The following is a 21,083-nucleotide window of genomic DNA, read 5'->3' on the forward strand; positions in this document are numbered from 1 at the left end:
TGCCGGGCCCGGACTACGGGGTGGTGGGGGCGTTGTCAGACTGCAGCTCCCACACCAGGTCGATGCTGACCCGGGCACCCTGGAGGGCGTTGACCTCGTCCTGGGACATGCCGGTGGTGTCGAACCGCCAGGTGCCGCGGTAGCTCTGGTTTTCGCCGGGCGTTCCGGACGTGTCCCAGGGGGCGCCGCCGGTGGCGAAGTCCCGGTTCACCGTTGCCAGCTGGGACAGCGGAAGTTCCGGCACCTGGTTGGCGGTGGGGGTAAAACCGGTGCAGTCGTTGAACGAGCCGCCGGTGCCCTGCTCCAGGTCGAAGTAGATGCGGTTCTCCAGGCCCTTGGAGGTGACCAGGTTCTGCGTGTAGGCGCGGACCTCGCCGGGGACGTTGGACCGGGATGTCACTACGATGCACTTCTGGCCTGTTTGGCCGGGAACGATGTTTTCCACGGTGAATGCCGCGGCGCCGTTGTCATCGTCGGTGAGGGTGACGCTGCCGGTGCTCCACGAGCTGCCGGCGTTGCGGGTGGTGGCGTTAAACGCGGCCTGGGAACCCTGCCACACCATGCCTCCGGCGATCAGGATGGCGACGGGGGCGGAGGCGAACATTGCGAGTTTGCGGACGCGTGCGGACGGAGTATTCATGCGCTGGGACCTTGCCTTTGACCGAGTTTCCTGCCCGGTCCGCCCGGCAAATTCATCCCTGATTTTGCCGGCCCCCCAAGCACTGACACGACCAGACTACAAAGGACCGAAGGATAAATCTACGCACTCATGACATAAACGCATCACGGTTTGTCATCTGTATGACAAAAATTCACAGGATAGTGGTTTCGGTTGCCCGTCCGCCCTCCAGCCGGATGACGCGGCCGGCCCGGCTGATGTCCGCCGCGTCATGGCTGGCCTCCAGGACCGTGGTGCCGCGCCGCAGCTCATCGCTGATGGCGGCCCTGATCAGCCGGTGCGCTTCGGCATCCAGTCCCGCCGTGGGTTCATCGAGCAGGAGGATGGGGGATTGCTGCGCCAGCCCTTGGGCAATCAGCGTGCGCTGCCGCTGTCCGCCGGAAAGCTCGCGCAACTGCCGTCCGGCAAGCTCCGTGATCCCCATCCGCTCCATGCTGTCCATCACCACCTGGCGGTCCGCGGCCCGGAGCGGGCGTCCCCGGCGGTGCGGCCAACGCCCCATTTCCACCGCCTGGCGCACCGTGCAGGGCATGGTGTCCGGCGCCTCGATGTGCTGGATGACGTAGGCGGGCCGGGCCTGGGTGGTGACGGTGCCGCTGTCCGGAGCCAGGATCCCGGCGGCCATGGCCAGCAGTGTGGACTTTCCGGAGCCATTGCGCCCGGTCAGGACGGCATGTGTCCCCGGCGCGAACGCCAGGCAGACGCCCGTCACCACCGGCCGGTCCGGATAGGCGTACCCCACGTTGCTGAACCTGATGGCATCCATATTGCTCCTTTATTGATAATGATTCTTATTAAGATACAGTGGCGGCGATGGAATGGATACTTGAACCCCTGGGCGCCTCCTTCGTGCAGCGCGCCGTCCTGGCCGGCAGCCTGGTGGCTGTGGTCTGCGCCGTGGTGGGCACGTGGGTGGTGGTGCGCGGCATGGCCTTCCTCGGCGACGCCATGTCCCACGGGCTGCTCCCCGGAATTGCCATTGCATCCCTGCTGGGCGGCAACCTCCTCCTGGGTGCCGCGCTCAGCGCTGCGGCCACGGCGGCCGGCGTCTCCGCGATCACCCGGAACCGGCGCGTCTCCCAGGACACCGCCATCGGGCTACTGTTCGTGGCGATGCTCTCGCTGGGCGTGATCATCGTGTCCGCCTCCGGCTCCTTCGCCGTGGACCTTACCGCCACGCTCTTTGGGGATGTGCTGGCGGTGGGCATGGAGGACGTGGCGCTGCTCGCCGTCGTCGGCTGCCTGGTGCTGGCCGTGGCCGGACGCTTCCACCGCGCGCTGGCGGCGGCCACGTTCCATCCGCAGAAGGCGGCAAGCCTGGGGCTGCGGCCCCGGCTCACCCATGCCGTACTGCTGGGCATGGTCACCGTTGCCGTGGCTGCCTCCTTCCAGGTGGTGGGGACACTCCTGGTGTTCGGGCTGCTGATCGCCCCTCCCGCGGCGGCGCTGGTGTGGGCACGGTCGGTGGGGACGGTGATGGCCCTCAGTGCGCTCATCGGCGTCTCCAGCGTGGTGGCCGGACTGTGGATCTCCTGGTACGCGTCCACTGCCGCCGGCGCCACCATCGCCCTGGTCGCCGCCCTGTCCTACTTCGCCTCCGCCCTCTGCCACTCCGCCACCCGCGGCACCAAGCCGCGCCCCGGCGCGCTGGCCGCCGCCGTCGTCGTCCCCGCCCCACTCCCGGAAAAGGAAACCCGTGCCCCGCACCACTACGCCTAGAACCGCCGCCCTCCTGCTCGGCCTGCCCCTGCTGCTGTCCGCCTGCGCCGCGCCCGGCCCGGACGCGGCCTCAGCGCCGGAAACCGCTGAACCGCACGGCTACATCGCCGGGGCGCAGGAGAACTCCGAACCACAAACGGGCCTGCTCACCGTCAACTCAGCCACGGGGAAGGGGCAGCTGCTTTCGCTCCTCACCGGCGCGACGTCCGCCGCCGGCACCGACAGTCCGGTCACCGCCGCCTACCGCGACGGCCGGTACGCCCTGATGGCCACGGGCACCGGGGTGGAGGTTTTCGATACCGGCGCCTGGACCGTTGACCATGGCGAGCACAAGCATTACTACAGCGCCGAGCCCGGGTCCGTGGGCCTGCTCCAGGTTCCGGACGCGGGCGCAGTGGCCGGCGACGGCACATCCATTGCAGTGTTTTCGGAGTCCGGCGGGTACGCGGCCGTGTACCGCCACAAGGATCTCGACGCCGGCAACCTGGCGGAGTCGGCCCGGATCACCACCTCCCCGCACACCGGCGTGGTGGTGCCTTACCGGGGCCACTTCCTGGCATCCGTGGCAGCCGGTGCCGCTGCCGCCGACGGTGTTGAAGTGCGTGACGCCGGCGATTCGGCGGTGCTCGGCCGGCAGGACTGCCCGGGCCTGGCCGGACACGCCGCCACCCGGGCGGGCATCGTGTTCGGATGCTCGGACGGGGCGCTGCTGGTCACTGAGGATGCCGGCACCTTCAGCGCGGAGAAGATTCCGTATCCCGACGGCGCCGCGGGCCGCCCGCCGGCCGCGCACCTGGACCACCGCCCAGGGTCCAACGAACTGGCCGGGCCGGCCGGCGACGCCGGGGTGTGGCACCTTGATGCCGCCAAACGGAAGTGGACGTTCCTGCCCACACCGGCTCCGGTGGTTGCCGCTTCCGCGGTGGGCGACGGACGCCGGGTACTGGCTGTTGCTGCCGATGGATCACTGTTGACCCTGAACCCTGCAACCGGGGCCGTTGATGCACAGGTTCCGCTGCTTGCGGCCTCCACCCCGGGAAGCGCTGCTCCGCGGATCCTGGTGGACACCTCCCGGGCCTACGTGAGCGACCCCGCAGGCTCCGCGGTCCACGAGATCGACTACGCGGACGGCCTGCGGGTGGCACGGAGCTTCGACGTTCCTGCTGCCGACATTGTGCTGGAGACCGGACTGTGAGGCGGGGCCTGGCCACGCGGCGGGACCTGGTTGCAGGCCGGAATCGTGCAGGAATATCAGGCTGGCCGGCCCGGCTGGGCGCGCTCCTGGTGCTGGGCTTAGGCCTGGGGCTTGCGCTGGGCGGATGCTCGGCCGCCGCCGCCGACCGCCCCACGGTGGTGGTAACCACCAACATCCTGGGCGACATCACCCGCAACGTGGTGGGGGAGCAGGCCGATGTGGTGGTCCTCATGGCTGCCAACGCCGACCCGCACTCATTCGGCATCTCCGCCCGGCAGGCCGCCGGCATCGAAAACGCTGCCCTCATCATCCACAACGGCGGCGGCCTCGAAGAGAACGTCCTCAACCATGTGAAAGCAGCCGAGGCCGAAGGTGTGCCGGCGTTGCCGGTGCTGGACGCCGTCGGGCCCCTCTCCTTCACCCAGTCCGGACAGGGCGCTCCGGACCCGCACTTCTGGACCGACCCCTCCCGCGTGGCCAAGGCCGCGGAGGCCATCGCCGCGGCAGTGAGTGAGCACGTGGGCGGCGCCGACGCCGGCGCCGTGCGCTCGCAGGCGGCCACCTACACCGGGCAACTGCAGGAACTGGAGGCGGCCATGGAGGCCGGGTTCGCCGGCATCGGCCCCGGCCAGCGAAAAATCATCACCAACCACCACGTGTTCGGCTACCTGGCCCAGCGCTTCGGTTTCGAGGTGGTGGGTGCCGTGATCCCGAGCGGCACGACGCTCGCCTCGCCCAGCCCCACGGACCTGGCCGACCTCACCGGCAAGATCCGGTCCGCCGGAGTGCGGGCCATCTTCGCCGACTCGTCGCAGCCCGCACGGCTGGCCGAGGTGCTGGCCGCCGAGGCCGGCGAGGACATCGCCGTGGTCCCGCTGTTCACCGAATCCCTGGGCCCTGAGGGGTCCGACGCCGGCACCTACCTGGGCATGATGCGCACCAACGCCGAACGCATCACCCAGGCCCTGGCCTGACCCGGCGTCACCAGACAGACCTGGGCTCCGCTCCCGGAGCTCCCCACCCATAAAGAAGGAACCATCCATGTATCACCGCACCGCACCCGTCCGCCTGATGACGGTGCTGGCCGCCGCCGGCCTGCTGCTCTCCGGCTGCGGCACCGCCGCCTCAAGCCCCGCCAGCCCTGCGCCAACCCAGGCCGCCACCGTGGACTCGGCAGCACCGCGCCTTGTCACCACCTACGACGGCGGCATCCAGGTCCTCGACCCCGCCACCTTCGAGGTGCTGGCCGACTTTCCCATGGAGGGGTTCAACCGCATCAACCCCGCCGGCGACGGCCGCCACGTGGTCATCTCCACCGCCAAGGGATTCGAGGTCCTGGACACCGGGGCGTGGACCGACGGCGGCAGGCACTACGCCCAGGACCCGGCCATGACGGACATCGTCTTCCCCACCACCAAGCCCGGCCACGTGGTCCGCCACGATGGCAAGACCATCCTCTTCAGCGACGGGACCGGCGAGGTGACCGTCTTCAACTCCGCGGACCTGGCCTCCGGACAGCCCCGGGTGGAAACCCACCGCGCCGAAGAAGCCCACCATGGCGTCGCCGTCGAACTCGCCAACGGTGAGCTTGTCCTCACCCTCGGGAACGACCAGGAACGGCCCGGAATAGTGGTGCTGGATGCGGGACGGCAAGGAAATCGCCCGGAATGAGGACTGCCCGGGAGTGCACGGCGAGGCCACGGCAGCCGGGGAGGCAGTGGTCATCGGATGCCAGACCGGCGTCCTGATCTACGCCGATGGCGCCATCACCAAACTGGAGAGCCCCACTGAATACGGCAGGATCGGCAACCAGGCCGGCTCGGAGGAATCCCCGGTGACCCTGGGCGACTACAAGCAGGACAAGGACGCCGAACTGGAACGGCCGGAGACCGTGTCCCTGATCAACACCGAGACGAAATCCCTGGCCTTCGTGGACCTGGGCACCAGCTACAGCTTCCGTTCCCTGGGCCGCGGTCCGCACGGCGAGGCCCTGGTACTCGGCACGGACGGCGCGCTGCACGTCATCGACCCCGCAACGGCGGCTGTCAAGAACGTCTTCCCGGTGACCGCGCCGTGGGAGGAACCGCTGGACTGGCAGCAGCCCCGGCCCACCCTGTTCGTCAACGGGCACACCGCCTACGTGACGGACCCGGCGTCGAAGGCCATCCACGCCGTCGACATCGAAACCGGGAAGGTCACCGGCACCGGCACGCTGCAGGCAGTGCCCAACGAGCTGACCGGGGTTACCGGTTAGGCGCGTGTCCGGGGGTTGTCCCCTGGGAGCCGCGGGCGGGTGCGTCCGCGGCTCCCAGGACTCTTGCGCGATATGGCATCACACACTCGGGTACGCGCTTTAACGCACGTCGCCCCGTCCGGAGCCGCCACCCGTATGTGTGGGTTCAGCGGCAAGGGGACAGGGCGAGGGGTGGAACTTTCAGGAATGGCTGGCACGCGGGCCCGATGCATGGGCTCTGTGGTGCCAGGGTCTTCGCTATGCGGCCAGGCGGGTGGCGGCGGCGGGAACCTTGCGGCGCGGTGCCAGGACACTGATGGTGCAGGGTGCCTGGAGCGGATCGATCCTGGTGGGCAGATGTCGGGTTGCCGACGCGGTACGGAGCATCTTCAGTGCGGCTTCATCCACGAAGGCCTGCGAGATGTCCAGCTCCAGGTCAAGCCCTTCCCTCAAGGAGTTGGCCCGTTTAGCGACTACATAAAGGGCATTGACGCTGTGGACGGTGATATGCCCCTTTGCAATCACCTTCGCACGTGCGTGGTCGAGATCAATACGGACAACAATGTGGAGCTTAGAGTTCAAGATGTAAAGCCTTCCCCGGCATTGGCTGCGACGCTGCAGCTTTTTGCGTGGCCGTTTTCATCAGCCTCATACAGAGTAGGGGTTGAATGTGATGCACGCAACACTTTGACGAATTTATTACCGGCGGCTTCGATGCTGATCCTGTGACCGCGGGTCAGCCCACTGCTTCTGGAACCCTGCCAGCCTGGTCCGGAAGCCTTCCGGTCAACACCGCCACGGGGGCCGCGGACCAGCGCTGCCGCTCAGGCTCGAAGGACACCACCACTGAGGCATCGTTCTCGCGGGCCTCATCCATGGCAAGCAGCAGGGCGTCCTCCATGTGCCGGGCATACTCCAGCCGATCACCCAGGGAGCCCTGCAGGTCGGCGTCGTCAATGAGCACATGGCCCTTGCCGTCCACGATGACCTTCAGCGAATACCCTTGGTCCTCGTGGAGGGATCCGCGGGTGGATGAAATTTCCGTGGCTCTGTCTGCCCGGACCAGCCCGTTGCCGAGCGTACGGATCCACACTTCACCCATGACGTTGACCTCCCCTTGGCTGGGGGCGCGGAACAGCACCCCTAAGGCGAAATGTACTCCTCCGCGGGCCGTTTGTGACCCCCCGGAGTAATTGCCCCTGGAAGGCAGGTCCGCGCTGCCGCACCCCGGCCCCGGCAGTAGCTTCTGTTGCGCGGGGCGACGTTGCGCGCCGGCGAAGGAGGGGACAGCCCTAGGATAAATCTGATGACTTCCCCCGGTGGCGCCCAGCCCTTCAACCTGCGCAGCATTGCGGTGGCCGCCTTCGGCCCCACCCTGCTGTTTGGCCTGGGGCAGGGGGCCATCCTTCCCGTGGTGGCCCTGACCGCCCGCGACCTTGGCGCCACTGTCGCTGTAGCTGCCCTAGTCGTTACCCTGATGGGTCTCGGATCCTGGTTCTTCAACTTGCCGGCCTCGCTTGTCACGCTGAAGTTCGGGGAGCGCTGGTCCATCGTGGGTGCGTCCGTCGCCGCCGGCCTGGCGCTCGCCGCTGCCGGGCTGTCCTCCCTTGCGCCCAACGGCCTGGTGCTGCTCGCCGTGGCGATGACCGTCGTCGGGATGTCAGGAAGCGTTTTTGGCCTGGCCCGGCAAAAGTACCTCACCGAGGCGGTGCCGGTGGATTTCCGGGCCAGGGCGCTGTCCACGCTGGGCGGCGTGAACAGGATCGGCGTGTTCATCGGACCGTTTTTGGGAGCTGCGGTGATGCAGTTTGGCGGCATCAACGGCGCCTACTGGGTGGGTGTGGTGGCCATGGCGGCCGCCGCGCTGCTGTCCCTGACCATCCCGGACCTGGCCGCTCCGCACGCGTCCGACGGAGGCAAACCAGGCCCGCAGCCCACGCTCCGGAGCGTTGCGGTGTCCCATGCAGGGGTCTTCCTCTCGGTGGGCATCGGCATCCTGCTGCTGTCCGCCCTCCGCTCCTCGCGGCAGGTGGTGATCCCGCTGTGGGCCGACCACCTGGGTATGGATGCCACGTCCGCTTCGCTCATTTACGGGCTGTCCGGGGCCATCGACATGCTGGTGTTCTATCCGGCCGGCAAGCTCATGGACCGCAAGGGCCGGCAGTTCGTGGCCGTACCGTCCACCCTGCTGATGGGCGCGGCGCTGGTGCTGATCCCGCTGACGGGCTCGTTCACAGGATTGCTGCTGGCCTCGCTGCTGATCGGGTTCGGCAACGGCATCAGCTCCGGGCTGGTGATGACGCTGGGGGCCGATTTCTCGCCGGACCGCGGCCGCGGCCAGTTCCTCGGGCTCTGGCGGTTCATGGCCGACGCCGGCTCCACGGGCGGGCCGCTGCTGCTCTCCGGGGTGACCGCCGTGGCATCGCTGGGCGCGGGGATCTCGGCCACCGGCATCCTGGGGTTCGCGGCGGCGGCCGTGTTCGCCGTCGTTATTCCCCGCCTGAAGCACCGCCGCAACTACTGACTTGCGCCACCACTTGTAGTCCCCAAAACCGCATCCTAGGGACTCCATCTGATAGGGCAACGGGCTGTGGTGGGTGGACACTGTACGCATGAACACTCCCCGGAGCATCAAGCGGGACTGCGTCATCGCCGGGGGAGGCCCTGCCGGTATGGTGCTTGGCTACCTCCTCGCGCGGGCTGGCCTGCAGGTCACGGTCCTGGAAAAGCACGCCGACTTCCTCCGCGACTTCCGCGGTGACACCATCCACCCGTCCACCCTTACGCTCCTGCGCGAGCTGGGGCTGCTGGAGCGGTTCCTGGACCTGCCGCTGACCCGCATCACCACCATGGACGCGGTCTTCGACGGAGAGCGGTTCACGATCGCAGACTTTGGCACCCTGCCGGCGCCGGACAACTTCCTGGTGTTCGCACCGCAATGGGATTTCCTGAACTTCCTCGCGGCCGAGGCCTCGGCGCTCCCGGGGTTCGAGCTCCGGATGAGCACACGGGCAGATGAAGTCCTTCACGACGGCGGCCGCGTGGCCGGTGTCCGGGCCGCGGATCCTGACGGAGCCCTGGAAATCCACGCGCCCCTGACCGTGGCCGCCGACGGGCGCGGATCGACGCTCCGGAACGACGCCGGGCTCTACCCAACAGGGTCGGGCGTGCCCATTGACGTGCTGTGGTTCCACCTGCCCAAACCCCGCGACCCGCTTCCGCCAACGCTCGGATACGTTTCGGGCAAGGGCCTGGTGCTGACCCTGGACCGGGGCAGCTACTACCAATCCGGCATGATCATCCGCAAAGACAGCTTCGAAAGCATCAAAGCCGAAGGGCTTGCGGCGTTCCGTGCCCGCATCGGTGCAGCGGCTTCCCACCTGGCCGTCCCCGCGGAGAGCCTCGTGGACTGGGACCAGATCAAACTCCTGTCCGTGAAGATCAACCGGCTGGAGACGTGGCACCGGCCCGGATTCATCGCCATTGGGGACGCGGCCCACGCGATGTCGCCCATGTTCGGCGTCGGCGTCAATTACGCCATCCAGGATGCCGTGGCACTCGCCAACGCCGTCGCCCCCGGGCTCGCCCGTAGCGAGGTGCGCGACGACACGCTCGCAGCGGTGCAGAAACGGCGGGAGGTACCTGTCCGGAAAATGCAGCGCATCCAACGCCTGGGCCACCGGGCCATTGCCCGGCGCCCCGGCCGGCGCTCCTTCGTTCCCCGGCCGGCCAAGTGGGTTCTGCGCGCCTTCGCCCCGCGGATACACCGCGCGGCAGCCCGCTTCATCGGCATCGGGTTCCGCCCCGAACACCCGCAGATTTTCTGACCCTCTCATTGCCCTATCGGACCGGGTCCCCAAACGGCGGTTTTAGCAACGCGATCTGATGGGGCAGCGGGGGGAGTTTGGCCGGCCGCATTGGTGGGTACCCGCCGGACCGCGGTTATCCTCGACACATGGGTGAAACGGGGACTCGGGTTCGGACCAGCCCGCTGCAGAAGGCGCTGTGGTGGGTGCAGGACTATGTGTATGCGGCCATGTGCCAGGTGGAGGGCGTCCTGTCCCGGGTGCAGCCCGGTTCTTTCCACCAGGGCACACGGAACCCCGTGGTGATCATCCCCGGGGTGTACGAAAACTGGCAGTTCATGCTGCCCCTGATCCAGCGGATCCACGACGCCGGCCACCCCGTCCACGTAGTCACGGTCCTGCAGCGGAACAAGCTGGAGATCCCGGCGGCGGCCCGGCTGGTGGCCCAGCACATCGAGGAGGCGGGGCTGCGTGACGCCGCCATCGTGGCGCACAGCAAAGGCGGGCTGATCGGCAAGTACGCGATGCTGATGATGGACCCGGAGCACCGGATCAGCAAAATGATCACCGTATGCACCCCCTTTTCCGGCTCCAGCTACGCCAGGTACATGCTGCTGCCCAGCCTGCGGATGTTCTCGCCACGGAATGCCCTGACCCTCGAATTGGCCCGCGAAGAAGCCATCAACAGCAGAATCACCTCCATCTACGGCCCGTTCGATCCGCACATCCCCGAGGGGAGCGTCCTGCCGGGCGCAATTAATATCGCGCTTCCCACGGCCGGGCACTTCCGGATCCTGGGCGACCCGGAAACCGCCCGCATCATCACCGAGCAGCTGGCCCTCCCGGCGGCCGGGCCCTCGCTGTAAGCCCGCTGCGGAGCTGCAACCGATAAAAGCCCTGTTCAGGCCGTAGTTTAACTTTCAAATAAATTGAGCTTTCTTTGCCTTTTTTCGCGATATGTTCCTGCGTTTGGCTGTGCATTGTTGTTCCCAGCAAGACAACTTCCACCCAAGTAAGCAAAGTCTGAGGGGACACATCATGAAGAACAGCACTCTGATCAAGGGAACCGCAGCCATCGCCGTAGGCGCAGCACTGTTGCTGGGCGGCGGCGGATCGCTGGCCAACTGGAACGCCGAGGCAACCGCGGCTCCCGGCACCATCGTCGCCGGCGACCTGAACGTCGCGAAGACCGCCGCCGGCGTCTGGAAGGACCGGGCCGGCACCACCATCGACATCAACACCTACAAGGTGGTTCCGGGCGACAAGCTCACCTTCACACAGGACCTGACCGTCACCCTGGTAGGCAACAAGATGGCCGCTGACGTCAGCACCACCGGCATCAGCGCCACCAACGGATTTACCGCCGCCAACGTGTCGGTCTCCGCGCCGGCCCTCACCCTGGGTGGGACGGCCGTGGCCAACCCGCTGAAGCCCACCGGTTCCGCGCAGACGGTCACCGCAACCATCAGCTTTGAATTCCTGTCCACCACCGCGGGCCGTGCGGACACCACCGCCAGCTACAACTTCAACAACGTGGCGTTCCAGCTGACGCAGGTGGCCCAGACTGGTCTTTCCTGACCTGACACGGCCGGGTGGCCCTCGGGCCGCCCGGCCAGCAGAATAAGGAAACAGACCAGGAGGAGACACCATGCGCATCAAGCGCTCACTGCAGGCGGCGGCCCTGGTCGCCGCAGCAGTGCTCCTGGGCCTCCTCACCGTTCAGGGCAGCTACGCCCTCTGGAATGCCACAGTTGTTGCGACTCCCGGGACAGTCAGCTCGGCATCGTTCGATATGGCGATGACGGCAGTCAACTCGGGCCAAACCACCAACATGACGCTGGCCAACGGAACGGCAGCAACCCTGACGCTGTCTCCGGCAGGCACGCTGGGGCCGGGAACTCCGGTGTACGGCGGGGTGCAGGTCACCAACAACACCAACGCCGGTGGCCAGTTCAACACCGTCATCACGGCGGGCCAGCCAAGCATCACCAATGTCAGCGGCGGGACCCTGGCCAGCTACATCAGTGTCACCGCCAAGCGGGCCACCTCCACCACAGAATGCAGCAACAGCGCCGGCTATCTGGCGATCGGCGCAGGCGGGCTTGACTCGCCCACTGTGGCCAAAAACGGTTCCACCATCTTTTGCTTCCAGGCCAGCCTCAGCTCGGCGGCCCCCAGCTCCGTGAAAGGACAAGCAGTGAACATCACCCTTCCGCTCACCGCCCGTCAGTGCGGGGTGTCCGGTGGCTGCTGACCTGACCGCCGGGCCGGCCTTCCCGGCCCGCGCATCGCGCAAGAAGTCCCGCTCCGCCAACCCGTCGCCGTCGGACGCTGACGCAAGCCGCCGCAAGGGCTCCGGGGCATGGGCCGCCGTCGGACGCATCCTGAGCATGTCCGCCATGCTCGTGGCGCTGTTCGCGGCCGTGGTCCTGATCGTGATTCCGGTGGCAACCGGCTCGCAGTCCTACACCATCCTGACCAAGTCCATGGTGCAGAAGTTCCCGCCAGGTACGTTCATGGTGATGAAGCCGGTGGCGTTCGACGAACTCAAGTACGGCGATGTCATCACGTTCCAGATGTATTCCGGCCGGCCGGACGTGGACACGCACCGGATCGTCGGTTTCGGTTCCACCCAGGCGGGGGAGAAGACGCTGATCACCAAGGGCGACAACAACGGCGCCAACGATCCCGAGCCCGTCCGGGCCATCCAGGTCAAGGGCAAGCTGTTCTACGCCGTTCCGTATGTGGGCTTCGTGGCCAACGCCCTGGGCAACGCGGACCGGGACACCTGGACCGTCCTGGCCGCCGTCGGCCTCATCGGCTACGGCGCCATCACCGTCTACAAATCAGTCCGCAAGCCCCGCGGCAGCAAGGATCCGTCCGGAGCCGTGGCCTAGATGCGCACGTTCCGGAACCTGCCAGGGGCTGCGGTTGCCGTCGGTGCTTTCGTGCTGACCGTCATGCTGGGGCTCGGTGGAACTGCGGCGTCGGCCCTGTGGCAGCAAAGCGCCACCGCCACCATGAGTGTCGCGTGGCCGTTGCAGGCCTTCACCGGGTTCACCTGCGGCAACGACAACCCACAAAAGATCGCCACACTGTCCGCCGCAGGAACCAGCAAACCTACCTCGCTGACGTATTCGGCACGGCAGGCCAATGGGACCTACGGCCCGTCCTATGCCGAATCAGTGGTGCTGGGGACCACCAGCACCGTCACCTTGTCTATCGGGTCGCAAATCATTTCCGCCAACCGCTCCACGTCGCAGCTCACCATTCGTGTAGTGGCCACCTACGCCGACCAGACACAGGTCACGGCCACCGCTGTTGTCGGCCTGGAGCAGGGCAACAACAGCGACAAAGTCATCTGCATCTCAGCCACCGCCTAGCGCGTGGAAAGACTCCGCCAGCTCGGCGGAAGCAGGCGCCGCCACCACCCCCCCCGAGGGCGGCGCCAGCTTCTGCCGAGCTGGTGTGGTTTAAGGGCCGGGCGGATCGCCCTGCGGATCGCCAAGGCAAGGCGCCACCAGGGCAACAAGCCGTTAAAAGCGAAAGAACCGCTGCCCTGGCGGGAACGGTTCGTTTGACTGGAAGTGGGTTCCTGGCGGCGCCCACTTCAAGACGCCGCCAGGAGAATTGGAGCGCCTCCAACAGGAGCCGCGTTACCGGGTCCCAGCAACCCGGTGAAAGTTACTATCCGGTAGGCAGATCAAGGAAGGGCCGGATCTGCCGCAAGGAACACTCAAATTCCTGTCAGGTTTGAGTCGACGCGAGGTCTACAGATAGGCACTGCGGGGACCCGCCTAATCGTCCTTTCAACTAAGTAGCAGTAGATGTCGTTCTGAGCCCTCAAAACGACATCTACTGCTACCTAGTTGGGGAGGGAAAAGGGGGAGGTGGTCAGGGTGACCCAGAGAGCCCCAGTCCTGGCGTCAGCGGCGCCGCGCCGCGAAGGCGAACAGGGACGTGGTGGCCACCGTGGCCAGGTAGCCGGCGATCACGATCAGCGAGATCCCGGCCCAGAAGTAGTTGGTGGTGCTGGTTTCCTGCCACGGGCTCGGCGCAATCCGGATCAGCGAATAGGCCGCCACGGCCGCGGAAGCCAGGCCAATCAGCACGGGAAGGACCAGCCAGATCCTGGCCGAGCCGATGTGCCGGTTGAAGCCCTCCCACGCAATCCAGGTTCCGCGCCGCAGGATCAGCCACCCGGCAGGAATCATGAACGCCCCCACCAGGAGGAACGCGGCCACAACATCGGCCGGGCGGTGCCACTGGTTGATCAGGGTGGACACCCCGGAGGCGATGGCGAACGTGCCGCCCACGAACCCGGCCATGGGCCGCCACCGGGGCGATGCCATCAGGAACACGGCAGCCGCAGCGGATGCCGCCAGGGTGGTGTGCCCGGACGGCAGCGAGTTCAGCTCCAGGGTTACCACGCCCTTGTCCGGGCGGGCCGGGAGCAGGTCCTTGAGCACCTGCGTGGCCACGTTCGCGCCGATGCACGCGGCCACGGCGATCCCGGCTTCGGTCCAGTGCTTCCGGATCACGGTGACGAACAGGATCACGACGGCGGCCATCACCAGGGAAATGGTGGGCAGCAGGTCCAGGAACCGGGTGGTTGCCTTGCCGGCCGGGCCGTGGATGTCCACTGCTTCCACCAGCGCGGACTCATCGATGAACTGCCCGGTGGTGGTCTGCACAAAGTAGTAGTACGTGGCCACGAGCCCGGCAACGCAGGCCAGGGTGGCCAGCACGAACAGGAAACCCGATCCCGGTGCGGGCCGGGCAGGCGTCCTGGGGTGCGTTTGCCGTGAGGAAGTCATCGTCGATAAGGGTGTCATAGAAAGCTGGGAGGCCTCTCCGCGTGTGCTGGGCGCGCCGTCGGTGTTCGCTACTCGGGCGGGCTGGATGGGGGCAGCCTGGGGATGCTGGCCGCAGCCACCACCAGGGCAAGGGCGCCCAGCCCGAACGGCAGGGCCGTCAGCGTCGCCACGCCACCCACCAGGAGCGGACCACCGGCGTCGCCAAGTTCCCTGCCGAGCTCGGCCGAGCCCATGGTGCGGCCCATCCGTTCCGGCGGTGTGCTGTCCGCCAGGTGCGCAAAGCCCAGGGGAGTGGCAGCGCCGATGCCCACTCCGATCGCCGCCGCCGCAACGAAGATGGTGACCGAGGCGGGGGCGGCCGCCAGCAGTGCGACGCCGGCGGCAATCAGGAGCAGCCCCGCCGTCGTGCCCCTGTTGTCCGTGACCCGGCCCTGGTCCCGCAGCCTGCCCATCCACGGCTGGGTCAGCACCGAGCCGAGCGCCAGGACGCTGACGGCGGCGGTACCGGCGAAAGCGTCCAGGCCGTGGCGGGTGGCGAGTGCCGGAAGGAAGCCGATGGCCGCGCCGAGCGCACCGGTGGAGGCAGCGAGGACCAGCGTGGGAACCCAGAACCTGCGCTCGCCCACCTGCCGGGCGAGGTCCATGACCGTGTAGCGCTGGCGGGGGAGCGGCTCAAGATGCGGTACCGCCGCCAGCACCCAGACGGCGGTGGCCGCTGCCAGCACGGCCAGTGCGCCGAACAGCAGGGCGAAGCCGCCGGCCAGGATCAGCCCTGCCCCGAGCAGCGGGCCGATGATGTAGCCAAGGCTCTTCCATGAGCCGTATTTGCCAAAGTAGGCGCCCGCCTTGCCGCCGCGTGCGAGCCTCGCCACCATGGCGGACGACGCCGGCGAGAAGGCTGAGGCGGCGGCGCCCTGTCCCAGCCGGGCCAGGGCGAGCATGAGCGGGTCCGCTGCCCACAGTCCGATGAGCGACAGGGCAGCGAAGGCCAGGAGCCCGCCCACGATGACCGGTTTGGGCCCCACCCGGTCGCTGAGGGCGCCGAAGACAGGTTTGAGGAAAACCTCGGCGACGTCGTACAGGGCCAGCAGGATGCCGAGGTTCAGCAGCGTCAGGCCGATGTTCCCGCTTTGCGCGCCCAGGCCGGCAGCGATGCTGTGGGCGCCGAAGGCCGTCACGAACCCGGCGGCGTACAGCGGGGCCGTGGCGGTGCGGGTGGCCACCCGCTGGCGCGAAGGGGTTCCGGACTCAGTCACACGATGGACTGTAACAACTGTTGCATCTCCTGGTGTGTGCTTCCCGTGTCACGCGAGGGCGGCCACGATTTCCGCGATGATCTCGAACTGTTCGCGGACGCCGCCTTCCATGCCGGACTGCGCAATCATGTCCCGGACTTCCCTGCTGCCCGCGTGGGTGCGGATGCTGACCCTGGTGCCGGCGCCGCCGTCGGCCGCTTCGAAGGTGACCGTGTTGACCACCGCGCCTTCTTCGCCGTCCTGTGCCGTGCCCGGGAACTCCATCACCTCCGTGTGCACGATCCGCTGGTCCGGGACGATCTCGCGGTAGGTGCCGTGGAAGGCGACTTCCGCTTCGCCGTGCGCCAGCATGACGTACCGCCACTTCCCGCCCACCCGGAAGTCCATCTCCGCCACCGTCATCTCGCCGCGCCGTCCCGGCCACCAGCGCCTGACAAGCTCCGGCGTGGTCCAGGCCCTGAAGACGAGGTGCGGTGGGGCGTCCAGCGTCCGGGTGATGAGGATTTCCTCGTCGGTGGGGAAGGTTACATCCATGGTCCTGCTGCCTGCCTGTGCCATTGTCCTGCTCCTTAGTGTCCGTCCTGTTTTTCCTGCTCCTGCATGTCATCCAGCACGCCGTCGAGGAGGCCGAAGCGCTCCGCCCAGAGGTCCGCGTAGCTGGACACCCAGTCGTGGATGGGCTTCAAGGCCTGCGGCTGGAGCCGGTAGACCCGTTGCCGGCCGGCGTCGCGGACTTCCACGGCGCCCACCTCCCGCAACACCCGCAGATGCCGGGACACGTGCGGTTGCGCCAGCTCCAGCAGCTCCACCAGTTCGCTGACGGTCCGCTCGCCGCCGGCCAGGACGTCCAGGATTTCCCGACGGCGGGGCTCGGCCACGGCGTTGAACGCATCTGCGGTAGTCGCTGCCCGTGCCATGGCCCCATCGTATACCCATATGGATATGCAAAGAAGGGGCTGTTGGCGTGCCCGTCCCGAAGGTCTACCCTTCGTGCAGGGGGTCCGGCGCGGGCCCCGCGGTGGCTCCTGAAGGAGGCGAAGCCGTGACGATCGTCGACAACGCCGTCTACGTGAACGGAATGCGGACAGCGGACCCGGAAAGCCTGGACGAAACCTACTTTGCGCTGAGGCAGCGCGAAGGAATGGCCTGGATCGGCCTCTACCGCCCGGACGCCGAGGAGCTGCAGTCGGTGGGCGAGGAATTCGACCTGAACCCGCTCGCCGTCGAGGACGCCCTCGCAGGCCACCAGCGGGCCAAACTGGAACACTACGGTGAATGCCTGTTCCTGGTGCTGCGGCCGGCCAGGTACCGCGATGACGTGGAGAAGGTGGACTTCGGCGAGATCCACGTCTTTGCCGGTGACGAGTACGTGGTGACCGTCCGGCACGCAGAATCACCGGACCTGGCCAAGGTCCGGCGGCGCATGGAATCGATGCCGGAGTTCCTGGCCCTTGGCCCCGAGGCTGTGCTCTACGGCATCCTGGACCAGGTGGTGGATGAGTACGAGCCAGTAGCCGCCGGCCTGGAGAACGACATCGACGAAATCGAGGACGACCTCTTCGGCGCCGATCCCGAGGTCTCGCGGCGCATCTACGAACTCTCCCGCCAGGTCATCACGTTCCAGCGCGCCACCAGCCCGCTGGCCGGGATCCTGCAGGCCCTGATGGCGGGAACCCCGCAACGCCCGGCTGATGCCGACCTCCAGGACCACCTCCGCGATGTGCTGGACCACGTCCTGCGGCTCAACGAACGCGTGGCGGCCTTCCGGGCACTGCTACAGAACGCGCTCGCGGTCAACGCAGCCCTGGTGGCGCAGCGGCAAAACGAGGAGATGCAGCGGATGACCGAATCCAGCTTTAGGCAGAATGAACAGGTCAAGCGCATCTCGTCCTGGGCCGCCATCCTGTTCGCTCCCACCCTCGTGGCGTCCATCTACGGCATGAACTTCACCGCCATGCCCGAGCTGACGTGGACTTATGGCTACCCCTACGCCATCGGCCTGATGCTTGCCATGGGTTTGGGGCTCTACGTCACCTTCAAGCACAACAAGTGGATCTAGGCTTATCCACCCAGGCATTCTGCTGCCCGCGGCGGCCGCGCGCGGCTCGCCGGTAAAGTGAACCCATGCCTGCCCCCGACGCACAGATCCCCCCACTGGACGAACTGCTGGCAGGGGCACACGTTGTCAGCCTGCCCATGCGGGTGAAGTTCCGCGGGATCATGGAACGGGAATCGCTGCTGATCCAGGGCCCGGCCGGTTGGGGCGAATTCTGCCCGTTCCCGGAGTATGGCGATGCCGAGGCTTCGCGGTGGCTGGCCGCCGCCATCGAGGCCGCCTGGCAGGGGTTTCCCCAGCCGCTGCGCACGGCGATACCCGTCAACGCCACGGTCCCTGCCGTGGAAGCCTCCCGGGTGCCGGAGGTCCTGGCGCGTTTCGGCAGGGTGGATGCCGTCAAGGTCAAGGTAGCGGAGCGCGGCCAGACCCTGGAGGACGACGCCGCACGGGTGGAAGCCGTCCGCGCGGAGCTCCCCGGCGCCGCGATCCGGGTGGACGCCAATGGCGGGTGGGACGTGCCCGCCGCGGTCAGGGCACTGACCCGGCTGTCCGCCGTCGGCCTCGAATACGCTGAGCAGCCCGTCCCGGACATCGAGGGCCTGGCCGAGGTGCGCTCGCGGCTGCGTGCTGCGGGAACGCCGGTGCTGGTGGCCGCGGACGAAAGCGTCCGCAAGGAGGACGACCCCCTGAAAGTGGCACGGGCCGGGGCGGCCGACCTGATTGTGGTCAAGGTGGCGCCGCTCGGGGGAGTGCGGCGGGCCCTGGACATCGTGGCGCAGGCCGGGCTGCCCGCCGTCGTCAGCTCCGCGCTGGACACCTCCGTGGGCATCCGCGCCGGGCTGGCCCTTGCCGCGGCTCTCCCCGAACTGCCCTACGCCTGCGGGCTGGGGACAGTATCCCTGTTCGAATCCGACATCACCCGGGACCCGCTGACGGCCGACGACGGCGCCATCACCCTCCGCGAAGCCGCCGCCGATCCCGGGCTGCTGGAGCAGTACGCGGCAACGCCCGAACGCCGGGACTGGTGGCTGGCACGGCTGCGCCGCGTCCACGCCCTCCTGGCCGGGTAGGCGCTGACGTTTCTGCAGGTCATGGGCGGTTAACCTCAACTTCACCTGCTGGATGGCTCCGCGTCGGAACCGGCTGGAAAGGTGATCGGGCACCCCAGAGAGATTCCTTGGAAGGTTCCCCATGTCTGAAACTGCCCGCAAATTTAACCTGCTGCCCATGCTCGGCCATACCAAGGGCAAGCGCAGCCCGGTCACCTGTGCCCTGAAGTGCGACAACGCGTGTGCAGGCGAAACCTGCAACACCAGCTCCAACAGCTACTTCCGTGATATCGCCTCCGCCACCATGTCCCGTCGCGCCGCACTGGGCCTTGGTGCTGCCGGTGCCCTCGCCGTGGCGCTCGGCTCCGCCGTCACATCGGCTGAACCGGCCTCCGCCGCCGGACTGTCCAAGGCTGCCAAGGAGGGCTTCGGAAAGTCCAAGCTTCAGTTCACCGCCATCAAGCCTGTGGACGCCGCCGTTGACGCGGTTACCGTCCCGGACGGCTTCACCTGGCAGCCGGTCATCCGCTGGGGCGACCCGTTGTTCAGTGACTCGCCGGACTTCGACATCAACAAGCAGACCGCCGCCGCCCAGGCCCGCCAGTTCGGTTACAACAACGACTACACGGACATCCTGGAAATCCCCAACACCAAGGGCCGCCGCGCAATCCTGTTCACCAACCACGAGTACACGAACGAGAACATCATGGTTCCCGCCGGCTACGACGCCAAGGAAACCCGGGCCATCGGCCGTGCCGCCCATGGCCTGGCCGTCGTCGAACTCGAGCGCAAGAACACCACCAAGCCGTGGTCCTACGTCCAGGGCGCACCCCTTAACCGCCGCTTCCTCGACGACACCACCTATGAACTGACCGGCCCGGTTGCCGGCTCGGCCCTTGTGAAGACCGTCGCCGACCCCACCGGCAAGGCCATCAAGGGCACGTTCGGCAACTGCTCCGGCGGCACCACTCCCTGGGGCACCATCCTCTCCGGCGAAGAGAACTTCAACGCCTACTTCGTGGCAGGCGGCGCCTCGGCCAGCGACAAGCGCTACGGCCTGACCGCCAACGCCACCTCCCGCAAGTGGGAACTTGACGACCCCCGCTTCGACACCCGCAACGCCGGCTACGAAAACGAGGCCAACCGTTTCGGCTGGATCGTCGAGGTCGACCCTTTCGACCCCACCTCTACTCCGAAGAAGCACTCCGCCATGGGCCGCTTCAAGCACGAGGGCGCCAACGTGATTGTCGCCAAATCAGGCCACGTTGTGGCCTACATGGGCGACGACGAGCGATTCGACTACCTGTACAAGTTCATTTCCAAGGGCAAGTACATCGAAGGCAACCGCAAGAACAACATGGGCCTGCTGTCCGAGGGCAACCTCTTCGTGGCCCAGTTCACCGGCAACTCGCCCGCCGCGGAGATCACCGGCACCGGCACGGTCCCCTCAGACGGTGCGTTTGACGGAATCGGTGAATGGCTGCCCTTGGTAATTGACGGCAAGTCAGCCATCACCGGCATGTCCGTCGAAGAAGTCCTGGTTCATACCCGCATCGCCGCTGATAAGGCGGCCAATGCCAAGGGCGGCCCTACAAAGATGGACCGCTGCGAGGACGTCCAGCCGAGCCTGCACACCGGCAAGGTCTACGTGGTCTGCACCAACAACTCCGACCGCGGCAAGGCCGGTAAGGAAGGTGCCACGGAGGTCAACCCGCGCACCCAGAACCGCGACGGGCACATCGTCGAAATCACCGAAACCGGCGACCAGACGTCCACCAGCTTCAGCTGGAACCTGCTGATGGTCTGCGGCGATCCGGCCCAGGGCGACGTCACCTACTTCTCCGGCTACCCGGTGGACAAGGTTTCGCCCATCTCCTGCCCGGACAACGTTGCCTTCGACTCGGTGGGCAACCTCTGGATCTCCACCGATGGCGCCCCTTCCGGTATTGGCTACAACGACGGCCTGTTCAAGGTCACCCTGGACGGCGCGGAGCGTGGCAAGGTGGAACAGTTCCTGGCCGTCCCGCGCGACGCCGAGACCTGCGGCCCCATCATCCACGACGAGGAGCGGACCTTGTTCGTCGCAGTCCAACACCCGGGCGAGGAAGGCACCTTCGAAGCACCGCACTCCTACTTCCCGGACTACGTCGGTGCGGGTGCCAAGCCGGCCGCCGGCCAGGTACGCGCACCGCGCCCGGCAGTGATCCAGGTGTTCCGCGGCTAACCCCGACGCGCGCTCCCTTGTGGCGCCTTCGGGGCAAACGCCCGCTCAC

General features: G+C 67.3%; 23 protein-coding genes. 15 read left to right on the top strand and 8 right to left on the bottom strand.

Annotation, left to right across the window (positions count from 1 at the left end):
- Window positions 1–13: 13 nt before the first annotated feature.
- On the bottom strand, window positions 14–640 hold the full coding sequence (locus tag OVA06_RS03855) for a hypothetical protein (protein ID WP_268156450.1): 627 nt from the start codon (window positions 638–640) through the stop codon (window positions 14–16).
- A 172-nt stretch (window positions 641–812) separates the two neighbouring features.
- Complete coding sequence (gene aztA / locus OVA06_RS03860; RefSeq protein ID WP_268156452.1) at window positions 813–1,445, bottom strand: zinc ABC transporter ATP-binding protein AztA; 633 nt, start codon at window positions 1,443–1,445, stop codon at window positions 813–815.
- 47 nt (window positions 1,446–1,492) lie between these two features.
- Here aztA and aztB point away from each other — a divergent pair, with 47 nt between their 5' ends.
- The 5 genes from aztB to OVA06_RS03885 all read left to right on the top strand — a co-directional run bounded on the left by aztB (window position 1,493) and on the right by OVA06_RS03885 (window position 5,847).
- A complete protein-coding gene (gene aztB / locus OVA06_RS03865) occupies window positions 1,493–2,398 on the top strand; it encodes a zinc ABC transporter permease AztB (protein WP_268156454.1) in 906 nt (301 codons plus the stop codon).
- Window positions 2,376–3,593 carry a hypothetical protein gene (locus tag OVA06_RS03870; protein ID WP_268156456.1) on the top strand — a complete coding sequence of 406 codons (1,218 nt, stop codon included), beginning with the start codon at window positions 2,376–2,378 and terminating at the stop codon, window positions 3,591–3,593. The genes aztB and OVA06_RS03870 overlap by 23 nt, the downstream gene beginning before the upstream one ends.
- Window positions 3,590–4,567 carry a zinc ABC transporter substrate-binding protein AztC gene (gene aztC, locus OVA06_RS03875; RefSeq protein ID WP_268156458.1) on the top strand — a complete coding sequence of 326 codons (978 nt, stop codon included), beginning with the start codon at window positions 3,590–3,592 and terminating at the stop codon, window positions 4,565–4,567. Before OVA06_RS03870 ends, aztC begins: the two co-directional genes overlap by 4 nt.
- Window positions 4,568–4,634: 67 nt before the next feature.
- Entirely contained in the window at window positions 4,635–5,264 is a 630-nt protein-coding gene (locus tag OVA06_RS03880) for a hypothetical protein (protein WP_268156460.1), read from the top strand.
- Window positions 5,233–5,847 (top strand): hypothetical protein, encoded by a 615-nt coding sequence (locus OVA06_RS03885; RefSeq protein WP_268156462.1) that lies wholly within the window; start codon window positions 5,233–5,235, stop codon window positions 5,845–5,847. Before OVA06_RS03880 ends, OVA06_RS03885 begins: the two co-directional genes overlap by 32 nt.
- A gap of 237 nt (window positions 5,848–6,084) precedes the next feature.
- On the opposite strand, the gene OVA06_RS03890 is transcribed toward OVA06_RS03885, so the two are convergent.
- On the bottom strand, window positions 6,085–6,408 hold the full coding sequence (locus OVA06_RS03890) for a hypothetical protein (RefSeq protein ID WP_268156464.1): 324 nt from the start codon (window positions 6,406–6,408) through the stop codon (window positions 6,085–6,087).
- A gap of 154 nt (window positions 6,409–6,562) precedes the next feature.
- Window positions 6,563–6,928 carry a hypothetical protein gene (locus OVA06_RS03895; protein ID WP_056076431.1) on the bottom strand — a complete coding sequence of 122 codons (366 nt, stop codon included), beginning with the start codon at window positions 6,926–6,928 and terminating at the stop codon, window positions 6,563–6,565.
- 204 nt (window positions 6,929–7,132) lie between these two features.
- Here OVA06_RS03895 and OVA06_RS03900 point away from each other — a divergent pair, with 204 nt between their 5' ends.
- The 7 genes from OVA06_RS03900 to OVA06_RS03930 all read left to right on the top strand — a co-directional run bounded on the left by OVA06_RS03900 (window position 7,133) and on the right by OVA06_RS03930 (window position 13,015).
- Window positions 7,133–8,350, top strand: coding sequence for an MFS transporter (locus tag OVA06_RS03900; protein ID WP_268156467.1), 1,218 nt, complete (start codon window positions 7,133–7,135; stop codon window positions 8,348–8,350).
- Between the two features lie 88 nt (window positions 8,351–8,438).
- The gene (locus tag OVA06_RS03905) at window positions 8,439–9,653 is read left to right on the top strand and encodes an FAD-dependent oxidoreductase (protein ID WP_268156469.1); all 1,215 of its coding nucleotides are present in this window, start codon (window positions 8,439–8,441) and stop codon (window positions 9,651–9,653) included.
- A gap of 128 nt (window positions 9,654–9,781) precedes the next feature.
- Window positions 9,782–10,498, top strand: a complete 717-nt coding sequence (locus OVA06_RS03910; protein WP_268156471.1) for an esterase/lipase family protein — start codon at window positions 9,782–9,784, stop codon at window positions 10,496–10,498.
- Between the two features lie 172 nt (window positions 10,499–10,670).
- Entirely contained in the window at window positions 10,671–11,210 is a 540-nt protein-coding gene (locus tag OVA06_RS03915; protein ID WP_268156473.1) for an alternate-type signal peptide domain-containing protein, read from the top strand.
- A gap of 70 nt (window positions 11,211–11,280) precedes the next feature.
- A complete protein-coding gene (locus OVA06_RS03920; RefSeq protein ID WP_268156475.1) occupies window positions 11,281–11,886 on the top strand; it encodes a hypothetical protein in 606 nt (201 codons plus the stop codon).
- Window positions 11,876–12,529, top strand: coding sequence for a signal peptidase I (locus OVA06_RS03925; RefSeq protein WP_268156477.1), 654 nt, complete (start codon window positions 11,876–11,878; stop codon window positions 12,527–12,529). Before OVA06_RS03920 ends, OVA06_RS03925 begins: the two co-directional genes overlap by 11 nt.
- Window positions 12,530–13,015 (top strand): hypothetical protein, encoded by a 486-nt coding sequence (locus tag OVA06_RS03930; RefSeq protein ID WP_268156479.1) that lies wholly within the window; start codon window positions 12,530–12,532, stop codon window positions 13,013–13,015.
- Between the two features lie 543 nt (window positions 13,016–13,558).
- Here OVA06_RS03930 and OVA06_RS03935 read toward each other — a convergent pair.
- The 4 genes from OVA06_RS03935 to OVA06_RS03950 form a co-directional block, all read right to left on the bottom strand.
- Window positions 13,559–14,449 carry a phosphatase PAP2 family protein gene (locus tag OVA06_RS03935; RefSeq protein WP_056075739.1) on the bottom strand — a complete coding sequence of 297 codons (891 nt, stop codon included), beginning with the start codon at window positions 14,447–14,449 and terminating at the stop codon, window positions 13,559–13,561.
- Between the two features lie 68 nt (window positions 14,450–14,517).
- Complete coding sequence (locus OVA06_RS03940; RefSeq protein ID WP_268156481.1) at window positions 14,518–15,705, bottom strand: MFS transporter; 1,188 nt, start codon at window positions 15,703–15,705, stop codon at window positions 14,518–14,520.
- A gap of 48 nt (window positions 15,706–15,753) precedes the next feature.
- Window positions 15,754–16,263 carry an SRPBCC family protein gene (locus OVA06_RS03945; protein ID WP_268156483.1) on the bottom strand — a complete coding sequence of 170 codons (510 nt, stop codon included), beginning with the start codon at window positions 16,261–16,263 and terminating at the stop codon, window positions 15,754–15,756.
- Between the two features lie 11 nt (window positions 16,264–16,274).
- Window positions 16,275–16,622: an ArsR/SmtB family transcription factor gene (locus OVA06_RS03950; protein WP_268156485.1), complete on the bottom strand. Its 348-nt coding sequence runs from the start codon at window positions 16,620–16,622 to the stop codon at window positions 16,275–16,277.
- Between the two features lie 125 nt (window positions 16,623–16,747).
- Here OVA06_RS03950 and OVA06_RS03955 point away from each other — a divergent pair, with 125 nt between their 5' ends.
- The 3 genes from OVA06_RS03955 to OVA06_RS03965 all read left to right on the top strand — a co-directional run bounded on the left by OVA06_RS03955 (window position 16,748) and on the right by OVA06_RS03965 (window position 21,034).
- The gene (locus OVA06_RS03955) at window positions 16,748–17,764 is read left to right on the top strand and encodes a magnesium and cobalt transport protein CorA (protein ID WP_056075730.1); all 1,017 of its coding nucleotides are present in this window, start codon (window positions 16,748–16,750) and stop codon (window positions 17,762–17,764) included.
- A gap of 65 nt (window positions 17,765–17,829) precedes the next feature.
- Window positions 17,830–18,831, top strand: coding sequence for an o-succinylbenzoate synthase (locus OVA06_RS03960; protein WP_268156487.1), 1,002 nt, complete (start codon window positions 17,830–17,832; stop codon window positions 18,829–18,831).
- A gap of 121 nt (window positions 18,832–18,952) precedes the next feature.
- The gene (locus OVA06_RS03965; protein ID WP_268156489.1) at window positions 18,953–21,034 is read left to right on the top strand and encodes a PhoX family protein; all 2,082 of its coding nucleotides are present in this window, start codon (window positions 18,953–18,955) and stop codon (window positions 21,032–21,034) included.
- Window positions 21,035–21,083: the final 49 nt, after the last annotated feature.

It is taken from the genome of Pseudarthrobacter sp. SL88 (genome assembly GCF_026672455.1).
Lineage (GTDB): Bacteria > Actinomycetota > Actinomycetes > Actinomycetales > Micrococcaceae > Arthrobacter.